At 51.7% G+C, this 24291-nt stretch carries 21 protein-coding genes; 18 read left to right on the forward strand and 3 right to left on the reverse strand.

Annotated elements, in window-relative coordinates; translation table 11 throughout:
• Window positions 1-71: 71 nt before the first annotated feature.
• From DFQ01_RS15945 to glnA, 8 genes are all read left to right on the forward strand, one after another.
• Entirely contained in the window at window positions 72-749 is a 678-nt protein-coding gene (locus tag DFQ01_RS15945) for a peptidylprolyl isomerase (protein WP_110044893.1), read from the forward strand.
• A 258-nt stretch (window positions 750-1007) separates the two neighbouring features.
• Window positions 1008-1565 (forward strand): ribonuclease FAU-1 family protein, encoded by a 558-nt coding sequence (locus tag DFQ01_RS15950; RefSeq protein ID WP_110044894.1) that lies wholly within the window; start codon window positions 1008-1010, stop codon window positions 1563-1565.
• On the forward strand, window positions 1562-2263 hold the full coding sequence (locus tag DFQ01_RS15955; protein WP_245946733.1) for a YdcF family protein: 702 nt from the start codon (window positions 1562-1564) through the stop codon (window positions 2261-2263). The genes DFQ01_RS15950 and DFQ01_RS15955 overlap by 4 nt, the downstream gene beginning before the upstream one ends.
• Before the next feature lie 408 nt (window positions 2264-2671).
• Complete coding sequence (locus tag DFQ01_RS15960; RefSeq protein WP_110045020.1) at window positions 2672-3679, forward strand: AAA family ATPase; 1008 nt, start codon at window positions 2672-2674, stop codon at window positions 3677-3679.
• Window positions 3680-3733: 54 nt separating this feature from the next.
• Complete coding sequence (gene hflX, locus DFQ01_RS15965; protein ID WP_110044895.1) at window positions 3734-5032, forward strand: GTPase HflX; 1299 nt, start codon at window positions 3734-3736, stop codon at window positions 5030-5032.
• A gap of 51 nt (window positions 5033-5083) precedes the next feature.
• Window positions 5084-6367, forward strand: coding sequence for a methionine gamma-lyase family protein (locus tag DFQ01_RS15970; protein ID WP_110044896.1), 1284 nt, complete (start codon window positions 5084-5086; stop codon window positions 6365-6367).
• A gap of 61 nt (window positions 6368-6428) precedes the next feature.
• Window positions 6429-6842, forward strand: a complete 414-nt coding sequence (locus DFQ01_RS15975) for a MerR family transcriptional regulator (RefSeq protein ID WP_110044897.1) — start codon at window positions 6429-6431, stop codon at window positions 6840-6842.
• Between the two features lie 139 nt (window positions 6843-6981).
• Window positions 6982-8310, forward strand: coding sequence for a type I glutamate--ammonia ligase (gene glnA / locus DFQ01_RS15980; protein ID WP_110044898.1), 1329 nt, complete (start codon window positions 6982-6984; stop codon window positions 8308-8310).
• A gap of 494 nt (window positions 8311-8804) precedes the next feature.
• Here glnA and lexA read toward each other — a convergent pair whose 3' ends face one another.
• Complete coding sequence (gene lexA, locus DFQ01_RS15985) at window positions 8805-9431, reverse strand: transcriptional repressor LexA (protein ID WP_110045021.1); 627 nt, start codon at window positions 9429-9431, stop codon at window positions 8805-8807.
• Window positions 9432-9621: 190 nt separating this feature from the next.
• On the opposite strand from lexA, the gene DFQ01_RS15990 reads away from it, so the two are divergent.
• From DFQ01_RS15990 to DFQ01_RS16010, 5 genes are all read left to right on the forward strand, one after another.
• The gene (locus tag DFQ01_RS15990; protein ID WP_174812653.1) at window positions 9622-9999 is read left to right on the forward strand and encodes a LysM peptidoglycan-binding domain-containing protein; all 378 of its coding nucleotides are present in this window, start codon (window positions 9622-9624) and stop codon (window positions 9997-9999) included.
• Between the two features lie 175 nt (window positions 10000-10174).
• A complete protein-coding gene (locus tag DFQ01_RS15995; RefSeq protein ID WP_110044900.1) occupies window positions 10175-10363 on the forward strand; it encodes a DUF896 domain-containing protein in 189 nt (62 codons plus the stop codon).
• A gap of 81 nt (window positions 10364-10444) precedes the next feature.
• Window positions 10445-11440 carry an aldo/keto reductase gene (locus tag DFQ01_RS16000; protein WP_110044901.1) on the forward strand — a complete coding sequence of 332 codons (996 nt, stop codon included), beginning with the start codon at window positions 10445-10447 and terminating at the stop codon, window positions 11438-11440.
• A 35-nt stretch (window positions 11441-11475) separates the two neighbouring features.
• Window positions 11476-11976, forward strand: a complete 501-nt coding sequence (locus DFQ01_RS16005; RefSeq protein WP_110044902.1) for a hypothetical protein — start codon at window positions 11476-11478, stop codon at window positions 11974-11976.
• A 52-nt stretch (window positions 11977-12028) separates the two neighbouring features.
• Window positions 12029-12814, forward strand: coding sequence for an HAD family hydrolase (locus DFQ01_RS16010; protein ID WP_110044903.1), 786 nt, complete (start codon window positions 12029-12031; stop codon window positions 12812-12814).
• A 99-nt stretch (window positions 12815-12913) separates the two neighbouring features.
• Here the strand turns inward: DFQ01_RS16010 and DFQ01_RS16015 are convergent, their stop codons facing one another.
• Entirely contained in the window at window positions 12914-13456 is a 543-nt protein-coding gene (locus tag DFQ01_RS16015; protein WP_110044904.1) for a 1,2-dihydroxy-3-keto-5-methylthiopentene dioxygenase, read from the reverse strand.
• A gap of 301 nt (window positions 13457-13757) precedes the next feature.
• Between DFQ01_RS16015 and metH the strand changes: the two genes are divergently transcribed.
• Both metH and rnz read left to right on the forward strand, forming a co-directional pair.
• Entirely contained in the window at window positions 13758-17198 is a 3441-nt protein-coding gene (gene metH, locus DFQ01_RS16020; RefSeq protein ID WP_110044905.1) for a methionine synthase, read from the forward strand.
• Between the two features lie 208 nt (window positions 17199-17406).
• A complete protein-coding gene (gene rnz, locus DFQ01_RS16025) occupies window positions 17407-18333 on the forward strand; it encodes a ribonuclease Z (protein ID WP_110044906.1) in 927 nt (308 codons plus the stop codon).
• Between the two features lie 120 nt (window positions 18334-18453).
• On the opposite strand, the gene tlp is transcribed toward rnz, so the two are convergent.
• A complete protein-coding gene (tlp, locus tag DFQ01_RS16030; protein WP_110044907.1) occupies window positions 18454-18678 on the reverse strand; it encodes a small acid-soluble spore protein Tlp in 225 nt (74 codons plus the stop codon).
• A 201-nt stretch (window positions 18679-18879) separates the two neighbouring features.
• On the opposite strand from tlp, the gene DFQ01_RS16035 reads away from it, so the two are divergent.
• The 3 genes from DFQ01_RS16035 (at window position 18880) to DFQ01_RS16045 (ending at window position 23782) form a co-directional block, all read left to right on the forward strand.
• Entirely contained in the window at window positions 18880-19857 is a 978-nt protein-coding gene (locus DFQ01_RS16035) for a metal-dependent hydrolase (protein WP_110044908.1), read from the forward strand.
• 194 nt (window positions 19858-20051) lie between these two features.
• Complete coding sequence (locus tag DFQ01_RS16040) at window positions 20052-22337, forward strand: DEAD/DEAH box helicase (protein ID WP_110044909.1); 2286 nt, start codon at window positions 20052-20054, stop codon at window positions 22335-22337.
• The gene (locus tag DFQ01_RS16045; protein WP_110044910.1) at window positions 22334-23782 is read left to right on the forward strand and encodes a ribonuclease H-like domain-containing protein; all 1449 of its coding nucleotides are present in this window, start codon (window positions 22334-22336) and stop codon (window positions 23780-23782) included. The genes DFQ01_RS16040 and DFQ01_RS16045 overlap by 4 nt, the downstream gene beginning before the upstream one ends.
• The last annotated feature ends 509 nt before the right edge of the window (window positions 23783-24291 follow it).

The raw sequence follows: 24291 nt of genomic DNA on the forward strand, positions 1-24291 counted from the left end.
CCTTCGATGATGGCTCGAATCGGTCAAACGTGAGATTTGGCTGAATTAGAGGAGAAGCGAGGAACAATCGGATGACGAAGAGGAAGTTCGTACGTTACAGCATTGTCATGCTGTCGATCCTACTGCTTGCACTTGCAGCAGTAGGATGCGGCAGTAAGAGCAAGAATGATGAAACAGCGCTAAAGCAGACGGAAACTGTGAACGGCTCTGCGGCAAAGCAGTGGTCCACCATGCCAGAAATGACGATTGACCCGAAGAAATCGTATACGGCAACATTCCACACGAGCAAAGGCGACTTCAAAGTCGAGTTGTTCGCTGACGAAGCGCCAACGACGGTTAATAACTTCGTATTCCTGGCGAAGCAGAAGTTTTATGAAGGCATCACCTTCCATCGGATCATCGAAACGTTCATGATTCAAACGGGCGACCCGAATGGTGACGGCTCTGGCGGTCCTGGCTATCATATTCCGGACGAGCTTGGCTCAGATCTGAAGTATGAGGTCGGTACGGTTGCAATGGCAAGAACGAGAGCGCCAGACTCCGGCGGCAGTCAGTTCTTCATCTGTACTGGCGAGGACAGCTTGAATCTGAACCAAACACCAGATTATGCGATTTTCGGCAAAGTGATCGAAGGTATGGACACGGTCATGGCGATTGCCAAGTCGCCGGTTGAGATGTCGTCGAATGGCGAGCTTTCGAAGCCAGTGGACAAGATTACGATTAACTCGATTGACATTGAAGAGATTTAAAGACGCAATTTCATAGCTAGCATGGGGGCTGCCGTGGACGTCATCGTAGATGACGGGGGCAGTCCCTTTGCCATTTTTGCAGGTGGTGCTTGGACAGTTGGACAATGAAGCATGGTTTATTTTGTCCGTAAGCTGGTGAAGCAACCTAAGATGTGGTAAGCTTTTTTTAAAGGAAAAATGTTGGAAGTTTAGTTGTTTGGAAAGGCCGACGCTTGGACGGCGGCTTTTTTCGCATCTTAACGGAAAGGTACGTTCCGCATGAAACGAAAATTTTCGGACCGAGCAAATTGGCGGCGTATTTTGCGTAAGAGCTATATGTGTCTAGCCATGGATGGAGACGAGTTCCGAGGGCTCGTGACTTTTTATCGGATTCATGAATTGCGTGAACCATTGTGGAAGGAATACAATGGCAGACGACTCTGCTTGGCGGATCGAGGCTACCTGTGGATGCAGCATTTTCCACGTGGGGAGCATTTTGTTGTAACGACGATGTTTGATGACAAGGGCCGTGTAGTGCAGTGGTACATCGATGTGTGCAAGACGCAGGGGATGACAGAGCAGCAGGTACCGTGGTTCGACGATCTGTATCTGGATATCGTGGTACTGCCATCCGGTGAAGTGTTCCTGCTGGATGAGGATGAATTGGAGGATGCGCTTCGCCAAGGTGAGGTCACATCCAAAGATGCTGCGATGGCTCGCAAGACGGCTGGAAGACTGCTGTCTGCGATTCGCAATGGGCGGTTTCGTTATTTTACGCTCAGTCTCAAGCATCGGAAGAGCTTGTCAGAGCGCTCGGGAGAGTTGAGTGAATCGTGAATAAGGCAATCCACAGACCGCACAAAGTGAGCAGCCGATCGCGCCCTAGACGCAAGAGCAAGCCGCTGCTTACTTTGCTGCGGATTGTCGTTTCTATAGGGGTGTTAGGCGTCATTTGGTGCGGCTATTTACTTTGGCTTATTAACAGCTCAACTCCGCCACAGTCGATTCCGAAGAGTGATGCGGCTATCGTATTAGGTGCCGCCTTATGGAGCGACAAACCTAGCCCAGGACTGAAGGAACGACTTGATCGCGCTTTTTTGTTGTATAAAGAAGGAAAAGCGGACAAGCTTATTCTGACGGGTGGTTATGATCATAACGGCTCGAAGCTGACGGAAGCTGAGGGTATGCGCAATTATTTGGTATCGCTTGGCGTTCCGAAGGAGAAGCTGCTGCTCGAGAAGAAAGCAACAAGTACATACGAGAACATGGTATTCAGCAAAGAGATTATCGATCGAGAGAAATTCCAATCGATCCTCATCGTCACGCATGATTACCACACATCGCGCTCGAAGGAGATTGCGAAGTACGTCGGCATCAAGAATGCGACGATGATTCCTTTTCACTCGAACGTGCTCAAGCCTATGTACAATCAGACGCGTGAAGTGCTCGCCTACACGAAGTGGAAGATGGACGCCGTTCTGATGCATTTTGGTTGGACTGTGGAAGACATCTCGATCCCCTACTTTAACAAATAAAAGGTTCCAGATCCCGCAGGGAGCCGTATCTTATGACGGTCTTCAGATCCCGACGGGATCGATTCGCAGGAGCGCCGGAAGTACAGCGTGTCCGAAAGGACGAAAGCGGGTACGGGCACGTTGCTGCACAGATGCATCGAATCGTATGCAGACGTTCGAGCCTTGCTAATCGCCGCCAATCAATCCAGTCCATCCAACGAACGTATCTAGACCAGTCCTGCGGGTATCCAAAGGGCAGCGCCCTTGGGGCCCTCCCTTGCAGAGAGGGTTTGGGTGGGGAGAAGTTTATACTTTTCTAACCACCGCCCGAATATGCTTGTTATAGCGGCAGCGATGCGGCGCATGTCCGTGTGCGTCGAAAGCAGTCTGCCGGCAGCGACGGGATCGAAGGGACAGGTGATCGAGCGAATGAACAATGGCATAGCTTCAGGGGCGAAGAGCGGCACTCGGCCATCCCGCCAAATTAACGTAGTACTTCGTAGTCACGAAGCAGGAGCAGCCCCGGCGCCGATAGCGGATCATGAACCATTGCCGGCAATCAAGCCGCTCCCACCCGGCGATCATTACGCCGACATTCAGCGTGAGCTGGATGTGATGGTTGGTCTAGATAATGTAAAGTCGCTCATCTATGAGATTTACGCCATGCTTCAAGTTGCGCATATGCGCAGTGAAGCGGGATTGAATAGCGGCGCGCATGTGTACCATATGATATTCAAAGGTAATCCCGGTACCGGCAAGACGACGATCGCAAGGATTGTCGCGAAGCTGCTTCAGAAGATGGGCGTGCTGACCAAGGGACATTTGATCGAAGTTGAACGTGCAGATCTCGTAGGTGAATATATCGGGCATACGGCACAGAAAACGCGTGATCTTGTACGAAAAGCGAGCGGAGGCGTTCTGTTCGTTGACGAAGCGTACAGTCTCGCACGTGGCGGAGAGAAGGATTTCGGCAAGGAAGCGATCGACACGTTGGTCAAAGCGATGGAAGATATGAGGACGCAATTCGTACTCATACTGGCCGGGTATCCAGCGGAGATTGATTATTTTCTGCAGACGAATCCGGGTTTACCGTCTCGCTTTCCCATTCAGATCGATTTCCCCGATTATTCGATCGATCAGCTTATTCAGATTGCGGAGATGATGGCGAAGGATCGCGATTACGTCCTTCAGCCGCAGACCGTCTTCAAGATGCGCCAGCACTTGATCCAAGAGAAGCAGCTGTCGATGTTCTCGTTCAGCAATGCCCGATATGTACGCAATATGATTGAGAAATCGATTCGTCATCAGGCGGTGCGCCTGCTCTCGCAATATTCGAACAGTGTGCCTGGCAAGCAGGAGCTAATGGCGATTCGACCAGAGGACCTGCGGTGTGAGAGTCAGAGCAGTGCAGGCAAACGTGACGGGATGCTTGGATGACGAATCAGTCATTTGGTTCGAATCGCAGCAATGGAAGGAGCACAACAACGTTACATGAAAACAACAACCCATGAAGTAGATAATGGATTAGCGGATCGCGCGGTACTAGTCAGTCTCGTAACCCCTCAGGATAAGCGGAGTGGAATGAATCCGGAGCAGTCGCTTGCGGAGCTTGTTAACCTCGCAGAGACGGCCGGCGTAGAAGTGCTGACGACGATGACGCAGAACCGTGAGTCGGTCGATAACAAGTGGTTTATCGGCAAAGGCAAGGTCGAGGAGCTTCGTGCAATAGCCGATGAGCTGGGAGCTACGACTGCAATATTCGATCAGGAGCTGTCAGGCGCACAGGTTCGAAATCTTGAAGAATCGCTTGATCTCAAAATCATTGACCGCACGCAGCTCATCCTCGACATCTTTGCACAACGTGCAAAGACGCGTGAGGGCATTCTGCAGGTCGAGCTTGCCCAGCATAGCTACTTGCTGCCACGTCTCTCGGGACACGGCAAGAATCTGTCTCGCCTTGGCGGCGGTATCGGCACGCGCGGCCCCGGTGAGTCGAAGCTTGAGACCGACCGTCGTCACATTCGGGACCGAATCTCGGATCTCAAAAACGCGCTTGAAGAAGTAGTTCGTCATCGGAAGCTGCATCGCGAGCGTCGTAAGAAGTCAGGTGCCGTTCAGGTTGCACTCGTGGGTTACACCAATGCCGGTAAGTCGACACTGCTGCGCCAGATGACGGATGCGGACGTTTATGTTGAGAACCAGCTATTCGCAACGCTTGATCCGACGTCACGGACGCTGGAGCTGCCGAGCGGCAAAGAAATTATTTTGACTGACACCGTTGGTTTTATTCAAAATTTGCCGCATGATCTGGTCGCTGCTTTCCGCGCAACGCTCGAAGAGGTGTGCGAGGCGGATCTAGTGCTGCATGTGGTAGACAGTTCCTCGCCAACGCGCAGTGAGCAGATGGCCGTTGTCGATGAAGTGCTCGGAACGCTCGGCGCCGCTGGCAAGCCGACGCTCGTCGTGTACAATAAGAAAGATCTGTGCCCGCCTGAAGGGCGCATTTTGCTGCCGGATGGCGGTGACTCACTCGTTGTTAGCGCATATGATGAAGCCGATCTCGATAAGCTTCGTCAGACCATTCAAGACCGTCTTGCCGGAGATACGAGAACGTTCGTCATTCCGGCAGAACGAGGCGATCTTATCGCTCTTGTCTATCGGACCGGGGAAGTGAAGGAACAGGACGTAGATGGCGATCAGATGGTGCTCACGGTCGAGCTGAATAAACAGGACTTCGAGAAGCATGCTCGAACGCTAGAGCCTTTTATTGCAGCTTCCGAGAACGTTTAAGATAAGTAAGCAATCAACCATTGTTTGGAGTTAAGGGAGAGAATATTCGTTATGCATCAAGAGGATACCGTATGGACACACTTGGAAAGCCTAGCGGAAGCGGCCGAACGGCGCGTTTCCGCTTCTTTTTCGCTGCTCGATCGAACGGCGGAACGCAATCAATGGAAGGTCATTCGTGCTTTCCAGCGCCATCAGGTTAGTGATTTTCATTTCAATGGCTCGACAGGTTATGGCTACAACGATCGCGGCCGGGAGATTCTCGATCTCGTATATGCGGATGTCATGGGTGCGGAGGCTGCGCTCGTTAGACCGCATTTTGTGTCGGGTACTCATACGATCGGCACAGCATTGTTCGGCGTGCTTCGCCCAGGAGATGAACTGCTCTATATTACAGGTCGACCGTATGACACGCTTCACAAAGTGATCGGTAAGCCAAACGATGGAACAGGGTCGCTGCAAGACTGGGGCATCGGATACGGTGAGGTTGATTTGTTGGCAGATGGATCGGTAGATTGGGACAAGGTTGCCAGCCGCATCAATGATTCCACGAAAGTAATCGGCATTCAGCGCTCGCGCGGATATGACTGGCGTTCTTCGTTCACAGTCGAGCAGATTGGAGAGATGGTACGTCGCGTAAAAGCGATCAAGCCTGATGTGATCGTGTTCGTTGACAACTGCTATGGTGAATTCACAGAGCTGACGGAGCCAACCGAAGTAGGCGTTGACCTGATGGCGGGCTCGCTTATTAAAAATCCCGGTGGCGGCATAGCCTCGACCGGCGGTTATATTGCAGGTAAAGCGGAATACGTGGAGGCTGCAGCCTATCGTCTGACTGCGCCTGGCATTGGCGGCGAGGTCGGCGCGATGCTCGGCACGCTGCGCGGCATGTATCAAGGGCTTTATTTTGCACCGCATACGGTTGGACAGGCACTCCGTGGTTCTGTGTTTGCTGCGGCATTGTTCGAGATGCTTGGCTTCGAGACGAAACCAGCTTGGCATGAGCAGCGGACGGACCTTATACAAGCGATCCGATTCGGCAGCGCTGATCACCTTATTGCATTCGTTCAAGGCATCCAGCGGGCTTCTGCTGTTGATGCGCATGTCGTACCCGAGCCATGGGATATGCCAGGTTATGAGCATCCGGTCATTATGGCGGCTGGAACGTTCATTCAAGGCGGCAGCCTGGAGCTGTCGGCGGATGCGCCGATACGTGAGCCTTACATTGCCTACATGCAGGGCGGGCTTACTTACGCACATGTGAAATATGGTGTGCTCACTGCGTTAAGCCGTATGGCTGAACGCGGAATCATTGCTATCAAACCTTCCACAACTTGACACCTCATGTCAGGAACGTTACAATAAAGGCATAACTCGGAAGTGGAAGGTTGATGCGAACATGGGTGACGAAATACGGAGAAATATGGCGCTTTTTCCTATCGGAATCGTCATGAAGCTCACGGACTTAACCGCTCGTCAAATTCGCTATTACGAGCAGCATGAGTTGATTGTTCCGGCACGTACGTCGGGCAACCAACGGTTGTTCTCTTTCAACGACGTTGAACGTCTGTTGGAGATCAAATCGCTCATTGAGAAAGGCGTAAACATCGCAGGCATCAAGCAGGTGATGAACCCACTGAGCACGGAATCCGACGAAGCAACCGTCATGAGCGAGCAATCTGAAGTGAAGCGTCGCGAGCTGTCTGATGCACAACTTCACAGACTGCTTAAACAGCAATTGCTGGAGAAGCGTCCAGGCAACAAAGCTTCGCTTATTCAAGGCCAGCTTTCCCGTTTCTACAACAAGCATTAAAGCGCTGTCATTCGTAATTGCACCTTGAAGAGCTTGGTCGCGTATTAAGCACGTGTTCATTTTTTTGAACAACCTCTTTAAGCGCCTTGCACCACGGACTTTACGATATCCATATCTGTACGATGAAGGAGATGATCTTGTGAGTTTCACGAAAGAGGACATCAAGCGTATTGCGAAGGAAGAGAACGTCAGATTCATTCGACTGCAATTTACTGACTTGCTCGGTACAATCAAGAACGTTGAAATCCCAGTAAGTCAGCTTGAGAAGGCACTCGATAACAAAATGATGTTCGACGGCTCTTCAATCGAAGGATATGTACGGATTGAAGAATCCGATATGTACTTGTATCCTGACCTCGACACATGGGTCGTCTTCCCGTGGGTAACGGAAGACCGTGTCGCACGACTGATTTGCGACATCTATATGCCAGATGGCACGCCATTCGCTGGCGATCCGCGCGGCATCCTGAAGCGTGTTCTGAAAGAAGCAGAAGAGATGGGTTATACGTCCATGAATGTTGGTCCTGAACCGGAATTCTTCCTGTTCAAGACAGATGAGAAGGGCAACCCAACGACTGAACTTAACGACCAAGGCGGATATTTCGACCTTGCGCCGATGGATCTGGGTGAAAACTGCCGCCGCGAGATCGTACTTACACTCGAGGAAATGGGCTTCGAGATCGAAGCATCCCACCACGAGGTTGCACCGGGCCAGCATGAGATCGACTTCAAATATGCAGAAGCTATCAAGGCCGCTGACCAAATTCAGACGTTTAAGCTCGTCGTTAAGACGATTGCTCGTCAACACGGTCTGCACGCATCTTTCATGCCGAAACCGCTGTTCGGAGTGAACGGTTCCGGTATGCACTGTCACCAATCGCTGTTCCAAGGCGAGAAGAACGCATTCTACGATGAGAGCGACAAGCTTGGTCTGAGCCAAACGGCACGCTATTATATGGCAGGTATTCTGCATCACGCACGTGCTTACGCTGCAATCACGAACCCTACGGTTAACTCGTACAAGCGTCTCGTACCTGGCTATGAAGCTCCATGTTATGTGGCTTGGTCTGCAAGTAACCGCAGCCCGATGGTTCGTATTCCGGCATCGCGCGGTCTGAGCACGCGTATCGAAGCGCGTAACCCAGACCCTGCTGCGAATCCATATCTTGCACTTGCTGTAATGCTTAAGGCTGGTCTGGATGGTATCGTGAACAAAATGCCACTGCCTGCACCAGTTGACCGCAACATCTACATCATGAGTGAAGAAGAGCGCATTGAAGAAGGTATTCCAAGCCTTCCAGTAGACTTGGCTGAAGCGCTCCAAGAACTGCTCCGCAGTGAAGTGATCTGTGATGCGCTTGGCGGTCATGCCCTTGCTCACTTCTATGAGCTGAAGGAAATCGAGTGGGACATGTATCGTACGCAAATTCACCAGTGGGAACGCGATCAATACTTAACGTTGTACTAAGTTCCTTTTTCCACACCCTCCCAAACCCTCCCTCTCCTGAGAGGGAGGGCCCCAAAGGGCGATGCCCTCTGGACTCCCGAATGCGCGGATTAGCTGCTTTGGGAGGTGGGGCGCTTTCGTCCCCGTTGGGGACACGCTTTACGTCGGCTGTTTCTAGGTACGGTTGATTGTGGAAGTGGGGGGATTTGGTGCTCGACCTGACTTAAGTGCGATTAAGTCGCTTGTCGTCCCTACGGGACACGCTTTTCGTTGGTGCTCGAGCGGGTTGAGGGGCTTTGCCCCTAAAAAACCTCAATATTGGATTCATGAACGGGGCAGGATTGCTGCCCTGTTTTTATGTTTGAATATCGTATTAAGAACAAACAACCCCTCGGACGATTCGACATCGTCCGAGGGGTTTGTTCTATATGGCATCTATCATGATATGAGAAGTCTGATGAAGAAACGCTGACATGCTGTTGTATGAAGGTGTTAGCTTGTCTTAGCGTAGCCGCTTAATGAATGTCGCGGAACAGGCCGATGACTTTGCCTAGAATGGTTACATGCTTCAATCGAAGCGGCTCCATTGTAGGGTTCTGTGGTTGGAGGCGAATGTGGTCACGTTCCTTGTAGAACGTCTTGACCGTTGCTTCGTCTTCTTCCGTCATGGCAACGACGATATCGCCGTTTGTAGCTGTTGGCTGCTGGCGTACGATAACATAGTCGCCGTTATGAATGCCTGCATCAATCATACTTTCACCGACTACATTAAGGATGAACACTTCGTGATCGCCAACCATGTGCGTCGGGAGAGGGAAGTAATCTTCAATGTTCTCGGTTGCCGTAATCGGCACACCGGCAGTAACTTTACCGACGATAGGAACCTTGGCGAACGATGTCGAGAACGTATCGCCAACGGATGGACCGTCACCATCCAGAATTTCAATCGCGCGAGGTTTCGTTGGGTCACGACGGATAAAGCCTTTCTTCTCAAGTCGATCCAAATGTCCGTGAACGGTGGAGCTGGAGGCCAGTCCTACCGCTTCACCGATCTCACGAACGGAAGGCGGATATCCTTTATCCCGAACTTCGTTCTTGATAAATTCAAGAATCGCCAGCTGGCGGTTGGAAAGCTTCGACACCATCATCACTCCAAAAATAAGATTATAGCAAATTATAGCACAGAACCGGAGTTCGTACAAACATAAGTTCGAGGGCACATTCGTTCGTAATATAAACAGAACAATTGTTCGTAATTCGTATTGACCCGAACAATTGTTCGTGATATATTATGATCAATAAATAGAACAAATGTTTGGGGTGCCGATAACAATGATGAACTCGACAAGCATGACTTATAATAGAATGAATGTACGGACGACGCGTGGTAATGCAAGGAAACGTAACAAACTGAGCGAGGCGCAAGCACAAGCGCTGCTTGTTGTAATGAAGTGGGGCTTCGCACTCATGTTCGCCATTATTTTGTTCAGCGGTGCTTTGATGGTAATGACGGAAGCGATGAGCGATCATCCTGCTGAGCCGACAGAAGGAGAATCGGTTGTTAATGTAGCGCCAGGAGACACGCTGTGGAGCATTGCTTCTGCGACGGGCAATGGCGATATTCGTGAGCGTGTATTCGAGATTAAGCTCCGGAATAATCTTGATTCGGATGAGTTAAAGGCCGGACAACAATTAATCATTCCAGCCTAATAATGAAGGAACGCACAAGAAGATGGCCGATTCGGGTATGTACCTGAATCGGCCATCTTTTTTCATCGTTTCATATACATGATTTAGGCGCATAAACCTTGACAATGGATTGTCGAAAATGTCAAAGTAATAGGATAAATGCGAACAAGAGTAGAGGCAGAAAGGAGATGCAGCAATGGAAGAGCTTATCGCGCGGATTAACGAACTGTCGCGTAAACATAAAACAGTCGGATTGACTGAAGCAGAAACGGAAGAACGGGCACGGCTTCGCAAACAATACTTGGACGTTTTCAAGGGCAATTTCCGCAATCAATTGGATACGATTAAGTGGGAAGGCGAAGAGGAACCACCGAAGAAACATTGAGTTTTGTCGATTCATGAGTTACGTTCTCCTCTTATATCAGGTATGATTAGATTATATTGGATATAAGATGGAGGGATGGACATGCAGTATCGACTGCTCGGGAATAGTGGATTAGCAGTATCGGAGCTATGTTTAGGAACAATGACGTTCGGTAACACGACCGATGAGCAAGAATCACTTCGAATGGTAGATCGGTTCGTCGAGTTGGGAGGCAATTTTCTCGATACAGCTAACGTCTATGTAGGCGGGCGCTCGGAGGAGATTGTCGGCAAGGCGATCCGTTCACGCCGTTCAGAGTTAATTTTAGCTACGAAGGTGCGGTTTCCGACAGCGTCGCATCCGAACGGCGGGGGCTTATCACGGAAGCACATCATGGATTCCGTCGATGCGAGTCTAAGCCGTCTCGGAACTGACTATATTGACCTGTATCAGGTGCATACATGGGACCAAGCTACGCCAATCGAAGAAACATTGCGCGCACTGGATGATCTTATCGCTTCCGGCAAGGTTCGTTACATAGGTTGTTCGAATTTCTATGCTTGGCATCTCATGAAGGCGCTCGCGGTGAGCGATGCTCGGCAATATGCACGTTTTGTCTCTATTCAGCAGCAGTACAGCCTCGTTAGTCGAGAGATGGATCGCGAGCTCTTGGAGTTGTGCTTAGAAGAGAATGTTGCTGTCATTCCTTGGGCGCCAATCGGCGGGGGCTTCTTAACGGATCGTTATGGTACAACGTATCCGACAGAAGGACGACTTGCAAACCCGAACGGTGGAGAAAGCTCGTGGGTCAATCGCGGCAACGAACGTAATTTTGCAATCCGAGATGCAGTACAAAAAGCAGCAAAAGAGCTTGGACGTACGACATCGCAGGTAGCACTTCGCTGGCTCATCCAACGCGATGGGATTACTTCGCCGATATTCGGCGCTCGTACACTCGAGCATTTCGAGGACAATATGGGTGCAATCGGCTGGGAGATGCCATCGGACGTATGGACAAGTCTTGAGGAAGCAAGTGCGCTCCCATCGGAATATCCGAAACGTTTCATTAAGAAGTTCAGCAGAGGACTGAAAGACTAGCAGGTCCGCTGCATCACCGAAGGAGTGTGCAATCCGTGTCACGTTCATGGGAACGCAAGGTTCGCAACAATATGAATAAACTGAACAAACAGCGTAAGAAGCAGGGGATCCAAGCTGTCGTTCCGGCAGGCGACCGTTCGGATACGTTCAAGGGGCGCAGCTACATCGGACCGATTCTGCTCATCCTTATTACGGCTATGTATGCTTTGTTCGTACAAGCGGATAAGTCGCAGGCGACGATGTACTGGGTGACGATCGGCTGTTACCTGTTCTTGGCACTGCTGTTCGTCCTACGCCGTCCTTACATAAAAGTCGGTACCGATTATGTGCAGACTCGCAAGTTTAGCGGAGACCGCAAACTGAAGCCGGAGGACATCAAGTCGATCACAGCACAAGAGGGCTACGTCGTCATTGAGCGGGTTCGCGGCAGCAACTGGGTATTCTCGCGCATTATGAATCGCTACCCAACGATTGAGATTTCAGAGCGCTTGAAGCAGTTTGCGAAGCAGCATAATGTTCAGTTTAACGAGAAATAACGGAACGATAACGATACAACATTAGAAGAGTGAGTAGGGAGAGACTAGATCAATGGCTAAGAAGGCAGTTTTGTTCGATTTGGATGATACGTTGTTGTGGGATGACCGCAGCGTGAAGGAGGCGTTCGAGGCTACTTGCCGCTATGCAGCGGAGAAGACTGGCGTAGACGCGGAAGCGCTTGAAGAGTCTGTACGCAAGGAAGCTCGTGCACTGTATGAATCGTATGAGACGTTCCCATTCACGAAGATGATCGGTATTAACCCTTTCGAGGGTATGTGGGGCAACTTCACTGGCGGCGAACTGGAATCGTTCCGCGCAATGCAGGCGCTCGCGCCAGGATATCGCCGTGATTCTTGGACGCTTGGCTTGAAAGCGCTTGGCGTTGAAGATGCAGCGCTTGGCGCTGAGCTGGCAGAGAAGTTCCCGGCTGAACGTCGTGCACGTTCTTATGTATACGAGGAGACGTTCCGTCTGCTTGACCATCTGAAAGGTAAATATAAGCTGCTGCTGCTGACGAACGGATCGCCGGACCTGCAGCAAGAGAAGCTAGATGGTGTACCGAATCTCGTTCCATATTTCGATCACATCATTATCTCGGGCGCATTCGGCAAAGGTAAGCCAGACGCTTCGATCTTCCACCACGCGTTGGAGAAGCTTGGTATCACTGCAGAAGAGGGCGTTATGGTCGGCGACAAGCTGACGACCGACATCCTCGGTGCGAACACGGTTGGCATGACCTCGGTATGGATCAACCGTCATGGCATGAAGCGTACTGATGAGATCGTGCCAACACACGAGATCACGCATCTGGAGCAACTTCTGCCGATTATCGAGTAGAATGTTCGAGCACTAGCAGCATACAAGAAGGGCGTTCCTCAACCATCGTAAGATGATTTGGAGGAACGCCCTTTTTATAATGACCGATGTCGATTTCGATTAAGCTTTCTGGAAAGTTGGATCTGCGAACGGATAGGCGACCCAGCCGTTTGTTTCAACGAACAGACGAACAGCAACGATCTTGCGATTATCCATGAGCGTGAAGAAGTGAGGCGTATTCTCTGGCACAGAAATGATGTCACCTGGTTCAAGCTCAACATCGAAGTAACCAACGTCGTCAGAACCTTTAATGATGAAGATGCCACGACCTGCAATAATGGCTCGGATTTCATCCTCGGTATGCGTATGCACGTCCTCGAACTTCTTGAGCAGTTCATCGAGGTTAGGCGTTGCTTCAGACAGCGTAATGACATCCCAAGTCTGATAACCGCGGCGTAAGGCAAGATCTCTGATTTCTGTGTCGTAGGTGGAGAGGATTTCCGACTTTTCCTCATCGGAGAGGACGAATTTGCCCTGTAGATGAGCAGGCAGCTTCGAAATATCCCATTGCTCGTAAATCACACTTTGACCGCTCAAGAATGCACCAACGTTAACGTCGCCTTGGATACGTTCGTTTGTATTACGGATGCGAATTTCAGCCATCACACATTCCCTCTTTCCAAGTTGGATTGAAAAAACCTATCCAAGCAAATACGAAGACAGCGACCAACAGCTTTGCGGAGCAAAGCAAATTTGTGAGCATGGGTTGGCATATATCGTCAATCTGAACAGAGTCCTCCTATTATTAGGTAGCGACTTCGTTCTTATGTGGTTGGAAACTGCCTAAATCTTCTAGATTATAAAGCAAAATAAAGTGCCTGTCGACTGATTGTCCTTTTCTGATTGTCAGGTTTCTGTTAGACTGTAAGGTAATGATTTTTGTCGAAAGCGAAGTGATGTTGGCATGACGAAACCCGACTTGAAGCAATTGATGCAGGAACGAATTTTGATTATGGACGGCGCGATGGGTACGATGATCCAGCAAGCGGATCTGACCGCTGAGGATTTTGGCGGCGATGAGCTTGAAGGCTGTAACGAAATTCTCGTATTGACGCGTCCTGATGTCATTCGATTGATACATGAACAATACTTGGAGGCAGGCGCCGATATTCTGGAGACGAATACGTTCGGTTCCACGAGCGTCGTACTGCAAGAATATGATATTCCCGAAAAAGCACGCGAGCTGAACCTTGTAGCAGCTAAGCTGGCTGTAGAGGCAGCAAATAAATATTCGACGCCTGACAAGCCGCGTTATGTGGCAGGTGCGATGGGACCAACGACGAAGACGCTGTCGGTAACCGGCGGTGTAACGTTCGATGAGCTTGTTGAAAGCTACTATGAGCAAGCGCTCGCCTTGATCGAAGCTGGCGTTGACGCGCTGCTGCTCGAGACGAGCCAAGATACGCTGAACGTTAAAGCTGGCGGTATCGGTATTCGTCAAGCGATTGAGGAGAGTGGCATAGATCTTCCGATCATGATCTCCGGTACGATCGAGCCAATGGGTACAACGCTTGCAGGCCAAACGATTGAATCGTTCTACCTGTCGCTTGAGCATTTGAAGCCAATCTCGATCGGTCTGAACTGCGCGACTGGCCCAGAATTCATGCGTGACCATATTCGAACGCTGCATGAGATTTCGTCAGCAGCGATTAGCTGCTATCCGAACGCCGGTCTTCCGGACGAGAACGGACAATATCATGAGACGCCGGACTCGCTGGCTGCTAAGATGGCAGGTTTCGCAGAGAGCGGCTGGCTGAATGTTGCAGGCGGCTGCTGTGGTACGACGCCAGCGCATATTAAGGCAATGGCAGAGACAATGGCGAAGTTCCCGCCGCGCAGCAAGAATGGCGAACACTTGCCGGCAGTTACAGGTATCGACACGGTCTATATTGAAGATGCAATCCGTCCGATCATGGTCGGCGAACGGACGAACATCTCGGGCTCGCTTCGTTTCAAACGGCTGATTAAAGAAGGGTCGTTCGATGAAGCTTCTGAGATCGCACGCTCGCAGGTGAAGAATGGCGCTCAGATCATCGACATCAACTTGCAGGATACGGACGTGGATGAAGAATATGCGGTTCATCAGTTCATTCCACAAGTTGTGAAGAAGATTAAAGCGCCGCTCATGCTCGACTCGACCTATGATCATATTATTGAGCTTGGGCTCAAATATTCGCAAGGTAAAGCAATTATCAACTCCATTAACTTAGAGGACGGCGAATCGAAGTTCGAGAAAATCGTTCCTCTTATGCATAAGTACGGCGCTGCCGTTGTATGTATCCTGATCGACGAACGCGGCCAAGCGGTATCGCGTGAGGCGAAGATGGAAGTTGCGGACCGTGCATATGATCTGCTTGTGAACAAATATGGCGTAACGCCTGACGATATTATTTTTGACCCGAACATGTTCCCGGTTGGCTCCGGCGACCCGCAATATATCGGTTCCTCGGTCGAGACAATCGAAGGCATTCGGATGATTAAAGCGAAGTATCCGCGTGCGAAGACGATCCTTGGTCTTTCGAACATTTCATTCGGTCTGCCGCCAGCTGGCCGCGAGGTCCTGAACTCGGTTTACTTGTACGAATGTACGAAAGCGGGTCTCGACTATGCGATCGTAAACTCGGAGAAAATCGAACGTTATGCTTCGATTGATCCAGTTGAGCGCAAACTCGCAGAAGATCTCATCTTCAATACGAATGACGAGACGCTTGCGGCGTTCGTTGCGGCGTTCCGTGATAAGACGGTTGTGAAGAAGGAGAAAGCGACGAACCTGACGCTGGAGGAGCGACTTGCTTCTTATATCATTGAGGGTACGAAGGAAGGTCTCATTCCCGATCTGGATGAAGCGCTGACCAAATATGCGCCGCTTGCGATTATTAACGGTCCACTCATGGCGGGCATGGAAGAGGTCGGTCGTCTGTTCAATGGCAATGAGCTGATCGTTGCGGAGGTGCTGCAGAGCGCCGAGGTCATGAAGGCATCGGTTGCGCATCTCGAGCAGTTCATGGAGAAGGAAGAATCCTCTGTTAAGGGTAAAATCATTCTCGCGACAGTTAAAGGTGACGTACACGATATCGGTAAAAACCTTGTCGAGATTATTTTGTCTAACAATGGTTACAAAATCATTAACCTCGGCATCAAGGTACCGCCTGAGCAGTTGATCGAAGCCTACCGCAAAGAGAAGGCAGACGCGATTGGTTTGTCCGGTCTGCTCGTTAAATCTGCTGCTCAGATGGTCGTGACGGCGCAGGACTTGCGTTCCGCTGGCATCGATGCGCCGATTCTCGTCGGTGGAGCTGCGTTGACGCGTAAGTTCACGAAGACACGTATCGCACCTGAATATGATGGCCTCGTCCTGTATGCGAAGGATGCGATGGACGGTCTGGATATTGCGAACAAGCTCGTCGATCCAACGCACCGTGAACGGATTGAATCCGAGCATGCGGAGCTGCGCGCAGCAGGCTTCGGCATTGTAGAAGAGCCGAAGGTTATGCCAGAGCTGACCAGAGCGGTTCGTTCCAATGTCAGAACAGACGTGCCCGTCATGGTTCCGCCAGATTTGGAGCGTCACGTACTTCGTAACATTCCGGTTACTCAGGTCGTTCCATATGTGAATATGCAGACGCTGATGGGTCACCACCTTGGCTTGAAAGGCAACTACGATAAGCTTCTTGCATCGGGAGATGCAAAGGCTGCACAGTTGAAGGAAACGGTTGACGGCATTATTCGTGATGCTGCAGTGAACGGTTCGATCAAAACGCACGCGATGTATCGCTTCTTCCCAGCTCAATCGGAAGGCAACGATATTATCATCTACGACCCAGCGGATCATTCGAAGGTGCTTCACCGCTATTCGTTCCCTCGTCAGAACGTAGAGCCATACCTGTGCTTGGCAGACTTCCTGCGTTCGAAGGAAAGCGGCGAGATGGACTATGTCGGCTTCCTCGTCGTAACGGCAGGCCACGGCATCCGTGAACGTGCAGAAGCGTACAAGGACAATGGCGACTACTTGCTCTCGCATGCGATCCAAGCGACTGCAATCGAGCTTGCAGAGGGTCTTGCAGAGCGCGTTCACCATATCATGCGCGACATCTGGGGCATCTCTGACCCGGTCGACATGACGATGGCACAGCGCCATGGTGCTCGCTACACCGGTATTCGCGTATCGTTCGGTTATCCGGCGTGCCCGAACCTCGAGGATCAAGGACCGCTGTTCGCTCTTATGAAGCCTGAGGATATCGGCGTACAGCTGACCGAGGAATTCATGATGGAGCCGGAAGCTTCGGTATCGGCGATGGTATTCGCCCATCCAGAAGCGCGTTACTTTAACGTAGACAAAGCTTAATTAATCACATTAACGTTTGCCTCCGGGCGCCGCCTGCAAGGCGGCTGGCTCGGGGGCATTTTACTACATATGAGGTTCAGATGAACCATCGATTCAGGCTGGAAGGAACATAACCGGAAAGTGTATGGTTGCTTGCCACGCATGCCATACTTTTCAATAGGTACGAAGCAATAACAACGTTGAACGTCGGGAAGGAGAACGGAAACGCTTGGAGCTTACTTTTTTAGGAACGGGAGCCGGGAGGCCGAGTCGGCTTCGCAACGTGACATCTATGGCATTGCGGCTGCCAGCCCCATCACCATCGGTATGGCTGTTCGATGCGGGGGAAGGGACGCAGCATAAGCTTCTTGATACGCCGATCAAGCTGAACCGGATCGATCGTATTTTCATCAGCCACTTGCACGGTGACCATGTATTCGGCTTGCCGGGATTGCTTAGCACACGTGCGTATGATGGCGGTACGGACGCTGTAACGATTTATGGACCGCCAGGCTTACAGAAGATGATCGAGACGTTGTTCGAGCTGAGCGGCACGCATATCGTGTATGACATTCATTATGTTGAAACGGTTGAAGGTGTATTGTTCGACGATGGACATTTTCGAGTGGAGGCTGCGGCGCTGGAGCATCGAGTGCCATGCTTCGGCTATCGGATCATCGAGTGCGACCGTGCTGGTCGTCTAGATGTTGAGAAGCTGCAAGCAGCCGAGGTGCCTGCGGGACCGTTGTATGGACGCCTCAAGGCCGGTCAAGACGTTGAGCTGCCGGATGGAAGAACCGTTTGCGCGAAAGATGTAAGGGGACCGAGCATTCGCGGGCGAATCGTAACGATATTAGGCGATACGAAGCCCTGCGAGGGAGCAGTGAAGCTGGCGCAGGATGCGGATCTGCTCGTGCATGAAGCAACGTTTGGCGGGGGGCTTGAAGAGAAGGCGGAAGCCTATGGGCATTCAACAACGCTGCAAGCTGCAGAAACGGCGAAGCGTGCAGGTGCGCATAAGCTGGTGATGACGCATTTTAGCTCGCGATATGAGCTTGCTGATGCGAATCGGCTGGCCGATGAAGCACGAACGATATTCCCGGCGTCGGACGCGGCAAGCGACGGAGACGTGTTTGCGATACCGTGCAGGAGCTGAGCTAAGCGATGCGAACGTAAGGAAGACATCTGTTAGAGAATAGAAAGGCTGTTCGATAATCGCGACGGTGCGTCTGCGATACGAACAGCCTTTTTTGTCATGATGAGGGTAGGTGTCGGTTTAGGACTCGAACGGTTCTTCGTCTTCCAATTCGCTCTCAAAGCCGGCGATTGCAGCTTGGCGGCCATGGTTCTTTTGCTTCAATGCGTTCAGCTCGCTAGGTGCAATCTCTTCTGCATGCTCATCGAGGTAGTCTTCGGACTCACGCAGATTGTCTTGCGTATTCTGAATTGCTTCGCGAATGCGTTCTGCGTTGTTGCTTCTGTCATCTGGTTTTGGTGCCATGGTATAAAGCCTCCATTATAGGTGAGTTATTAGGTGCCGCGATTTATGATCATCGAGCCCTAGCTTAAGATGCACAGCATTTGCCAATTTATACGCATATTTGATCCTTACAATTTCGATAGAATCCGCAAACAATACGTTAACGGTTCTCCCTTAGCATAGGTCGTGTAGCAGATACTTTCGTGTGGGAGGAAGATCGTTATGGATACAGCAAGTCATCTGCTCCTTGGGTTTACGCTTGCAGGTGCATCACTAGCTATCCCGGCAGTCGCTGCCGATCCGACACTTCAACATGCGCTCATTGCCGCTTCAATGCTGGGCAGTCATGCGCCCGATCTGGATGCCGTCGCTCGATTGAAAGGACAAACGACTTATCTACGGGTACACCGTGGTATCACTCACTCGCTTCCAGCGCCATTCGTCTGGGCACTCCTTATTGGCTGGCCGATGGCGTGGCTGTTCGGAACAATGGATCACCTTGGATTGCTTATGCTGTGGGCGTTCCTCGCAGTCTGCTTTCACGTTACGCTTGATCTATTCAACGGATATGGTGTGCAATGCTTGCGTCCGTTCACGAGGCGCTGGCTGCATCTTGACTCGTTGTGCTTATTCGATCCGTACATTTTCGGTTCGCATCTGCTGTGTGGACTGTTGTGGCTCTCGGGTCTTGCAAATTCGATAATGGGTACCGTGTTCGAAATCTTATACGGACTGACGATCCTATATGTAGGTTGGCGGTTGTTAGAGCGGATACGGTGGCAGCGCAAACTGCGCAAAGCTTTAGGAAATCGGTCCCGCGTATCGCTGCTGCCGCTAATGTCCGGCCGAGCATGGCAGTTCGTCGCTGAAGGGCCTGATAGCTATGAAGCGGGCACAATCAGCAGTCGAGGCATCGTGCGTGAATCAACAATTGCTAAAACTTCCTCGTTAAGCGGCACAGAGCCAGCTCTTGCAACGATGCAGACGGACGGCGTCCGCGCGTTCCTCGCTTTCGCAACGAACGTTCATGTGCAAGTGCAGGAGAAGCTGGACGGATACGAAGTAACGTGGAGTGATCTTCGGTTCTGGAGCAACGACAAGCTGCCTTATACCGCGGCTGTTACGTTGGATCGCAATATGATGGTTCAGAATACGAAGCTGGGCTGGGACAAAAAGACGTGGGAGCCGCCATATGTGTGACGTTAGCGTATTAGGATTGATCACTTGAGGTTTCTAGTATAAGTACAGTGGTGAATTGATAAGCCCGCCATAGGCTCACGCCTGGCGGGCAATTGCTGCTTCGCCTGTCTGTCCATCGTTTCCATTGCCAGCCGAACATGCATTCTGTACAATATGGGATAGACTATGGCGTTCGGTGGAGCGGAGGAATCAGAATGAATCAATGGACGGGACGGGCGAGAGATCTCGAGGAATGGTTGGAGGAGCTGAAGAAAGAGCCGGAGCTGATGGACAATGTGACGCATTGGCATACGATTCCGCCGCGAGATGCGCGTACTTCACCGCTGCCGAATGATTTGGCACCTGAGCTGAAGGAAGCGCTGCGCTCTCGCGGAATTGAGGATCTGTATGTGCATCAGGCGAAGTCCTACGGCGCTGTGCGGGCAGGCGACCATGTTGTCGCCGTCACGCCAACCGCATCAGGCAAGACGATGTGCTACAACCTGCCCGTGTTACAGTCGCTGCTTGAGAACAGTGACGGACGCGCTTTATATATGTTCCCAACGAAGGCGCTCGCACAAGATCAGGTGGCGGAGCTGCAGAAGCTGGCGGACATTATGGAAGTCGATATTAAGACGCATACGTATGATGGGGATACGCCGCCAACGGTGCGGACAGCGATACGTAACGCAGGTCATATTGTGGTGACGAATCCCGATATGCTGCATTCGGCGATCCTGCCTCACCATACGAAGTGGGTGAAGCTGTTCGAGAATATTCGCTACATCGTCATCGACGAGCTGCATGCATACCGCGGTGTATTCGGCAGCCATGTGGCGAATGTCATTCGCCGCTTGAAGCGGATTTGCCGCTTCTACGGCTCGTCGCCGCAGTTCATTTGCGCCTCGGCGACGATCGACAATCCGAAAGAGCACGCGGAGCGGCTCATCGGAGAGTCTGTAACTCTTGTGAACGATAATGGTGCGCCGATGGGCGAGAAGCATTTTATTTTTTATAATCCGCCGGTTGTGAATCAGCAGCTTGGCATACGCCGCAGCAGTGTGCTAGAGACGCGCAAGCTGGCAGGCATGCTGCTCCGACAGGGCGTGCAGACGATCGTGTTCGCGCGCAGCCGTGTGCGAGTGGAGCTGCTGCTGACGTACTTGCAGGAGCTGGTGCGGGACAAGATCGGAGACAAAACGATTCGCGGTTATCGTGGAGGCTATCTACCGAAGCTGCGGCGCGAGATCGAGAAGGGTCTCCGCAGCGGTGAAATCCGCGGCGTTGTCAGCACGAATGCGCTGGAGCTCGGGATTGATATCGGGCAGTTGCAGGCGTGCGTACTGAATGGTTATCCAGGTACGGTTGCGAGCACTTGGCAGCAGTCGGGCCGCGCTGGACGTCGGAAGACGAGCTCGGTTACGTTCATGGTCGCAAGCAGCAACCCGCTGGATCAATATATTATTCAAAATCCGGACTATTTCTTCAATCGGCCGCCGGAACGTGCACTCATTCACCCTGATAACCTGCTTATTCTGATCGACCATGTGAAATGCGCAGCTTACGAACTGCCATTCGAATTGGGAGAGACGTTCGGTTCGGAGAATCTGGAGGATATGCTCGAGTTTCTCGTCGACGAGAAGGTCTTGCATCGTACGGGCAGTCGCTGGTACTGGATGGAGCAGTCGTTCCCGGCTCATGGCATTTCGCTCCGATCGGCGGCACAAGAGAACTTTATCATCATCGATATGACGGAAGGCAGCCGTGTGCTCGGCGAAGTGGACCGCTTCAGTGCGCCTACGCTCATCCACGACGAAGCGATCTACATTCATGAAGGTGTGCAATATCAGGTGGAGAAGCTCGACTACCATGAGAAGAAAGCGTACGTGCGCGAGGTAGATGTTGATTACTATACCGATGCGAACATGGCTGTCGAACTGAAGGTGCTGCATGCGGACAAAGAGAAGACAAGCGGCGAGATCGTACGGACGTATGGCGAAGTGACCGTTAATGCGAAGGCGACGATTTTCAAAAAAATCCGATTGCGCACTCACGAAAATATCGGCTCAGGCCCCATCCATCTACCGGAGGAAGAGCTGCATACGAGCGGTTACTGGTTCTCCTTTAGCGAGGAAGCGGCGAAGGGGAAAGGGACGAACGAAATGCAGTGCGCGCTGCTCGGACTCGCGAACGTGCTCGTTCACATCGCGCCGGTTTATCTGATGTGCGACCCGCTCGATATTCGAGTCGTTCCACAGGTCAAAGCCATCCATACGCAGCGGCCTACGATTTACTTCTATGATCGTTACCCAGGCGGTATCGGATTGAGCGAGCGGCTGTATGAGGTTCACGATGAATTGCTCGGTCGAGCGCATCGTCTCATTAGCAATTGCACTTGCTTGAGTGGTTGCCCGGCATGTGTTGGTCCGATCGAAGAGGTTGGTCTGCTCGGCAAGGCGCAGGCACTGCAGCTGTTGGAGGAAGCGGGTGCTGGACGATGAGTGCTTTTCGCGATCGGTTCAATCGGCTTCGAGGGAATACAGCAGCGGCGGAGCCTTCAATAGCTGATAAAGAGAATGGGACGACGAATGCGGCGAGCGAAGCTGTTGTTGAAGAGAATGGGTATGTGGAGGCTCAAGAAAAGTTTGTTCAGAACTGTTCGGAAGAGCAGTGTGAGGTGGAAGAAGGCACTACTGTTGAGGATGCTCCGATCGAACAAGATGAGAGCGAATCGGAGTCGCCGCCTGAGTGGGCGCCGTATGATGTGCGCCTCGTCCGCAATGAAATGGGTGAGTTTCTAGCGAAGGAAATCCGGTATCCGCTGGACTACCATCATGGACACCATGCATTCGCGGAGTGGGGAAACGCTGTGAATGCGCTGACCGCTTTCCACGGAGATGAGCAGGTGATGGGGGCAGCAGCCAAAGGGGCCGTACCTTCGACGTTTGTTCCGCTCAGGCCGGACAATGTGTTGTTCCTTGATCTCGAAACGACAGGACTTGGCGCTGGCACGGGCAACGTTCCTTTCATGCTCGGTATTGCGTACTTCGAGGGGGACCATTATATTGTCCGTCAATCGATCATTCGACATCCGGCGGAGGAGCGGGCGATGCTTGCAGATCTGAAGGCTCGGCTGCCGAAGTACCATTACCTCGTCACTTATAATGGAAGAACGTTTGATTGGCCGCTCATTCAAAGCCGCTTCATCATGAATGGATTCGGCAGCAAGGTATGGGAGCCGCTTCATCTTGATTTTCTACATCCTTCGCGCAGCATCTGGCGCAATACACTCGTGTCCTGTAAGTTGAGCTATGTGGAAGAGGAAAGGCTTGGCGTATTCCGGGAGGACGATCTTCCGGGTTCGGAAGCGCCAGGGAGATACTTCGCTTACTTGGCGGATGGTGATCCGAAGCCGCTGCTTGATGTGTTCCGCCATAATGAGATCGATATGCTGTCGCTTGCAGCGCTAGCTATTCGATTCGGCCATCTATTAGCCGGACGGATCGGCACCGCCGTTCCGATGCCAACGGAGCCGGAGGAGCTTGTCCGGACAGGGCTGTGGCTGGAACGAATGGGCGAGGAGCACTCTGCAGCACCGCTGCTTGCTGGTGTCAGACGTGTGCAGGAAGCATCGCCTTCAGTTTGGAATCGACTTGCAGAACGCGATAAACGGCTTGGACAGTGGGAAGATGCAATCTCCTTATGGCAAAAAGCCGCCCATGCCGCCGAACGAAATGCGATCTCGGATTGGGATGCGCATATCGAACTGTCGATGTACTACGAGCATAAAACAAAGGATATACCTCAAGCGCTGACTTACGCGCGCTCGGCACTAGAGTTAGCGCTCGAACAGCCGCTCAGCGGCCGAGCAGACAGCAAGCGGCGCAAGGAAATCGACGCGCTGCGCCACCGACTAGACCGTCTGATGCGCAAAGCAGAGAAGTGAGATTGAAGTATACCGTGAGCAGCACTAGTACTAGTGCTCGACACGGAGACTGACACAGTTCCAGAAACATAGCGCGTTACGGTGCCATTCGGGGATAATTCGTTCGGGAGTTAAGTGTAGTAAATCCACACCTAACCCTCTCATTCGCACCTCCACCAATGATTAAGTAATGTGAAACTGCACCTAATGCGACAAACAGCACGAAAAACAGTATCTCGTGAGGATTTAAGTAATGATGCGCATTACTTAAACTCGCCACTTCATAGACTAGACAAAACTAAGTGTTGTCTTACAACGCTTATTTTTGTCTGTACACCCAATATGGTTTACATCGCTGATACGCAATCACGCATTCCCGCAAGTCCCGCAAGTCACGCACACAAGTAAGCTTGCCCCACAAGGGCACGCGATTCGCAGCGCTAGTATCTTGCCCGCTCGTCTGTCTCGCCACCAGCCCCTTCCGGGGTCCAGGAAACGGGGTCCAAGGGGCAGAGCCCCTAGAATCCTCC

The sequence above is a fragment of the Paenibacillus cellulosilyticus genome, assembly GCF_003182255.1.
GTDB lineage: Bacteria > Bacillota > Bacilli > Paenibacillales > Paenibacillaceae > Paenibacillus_T > Paenibacillus_T cellulosilyticus.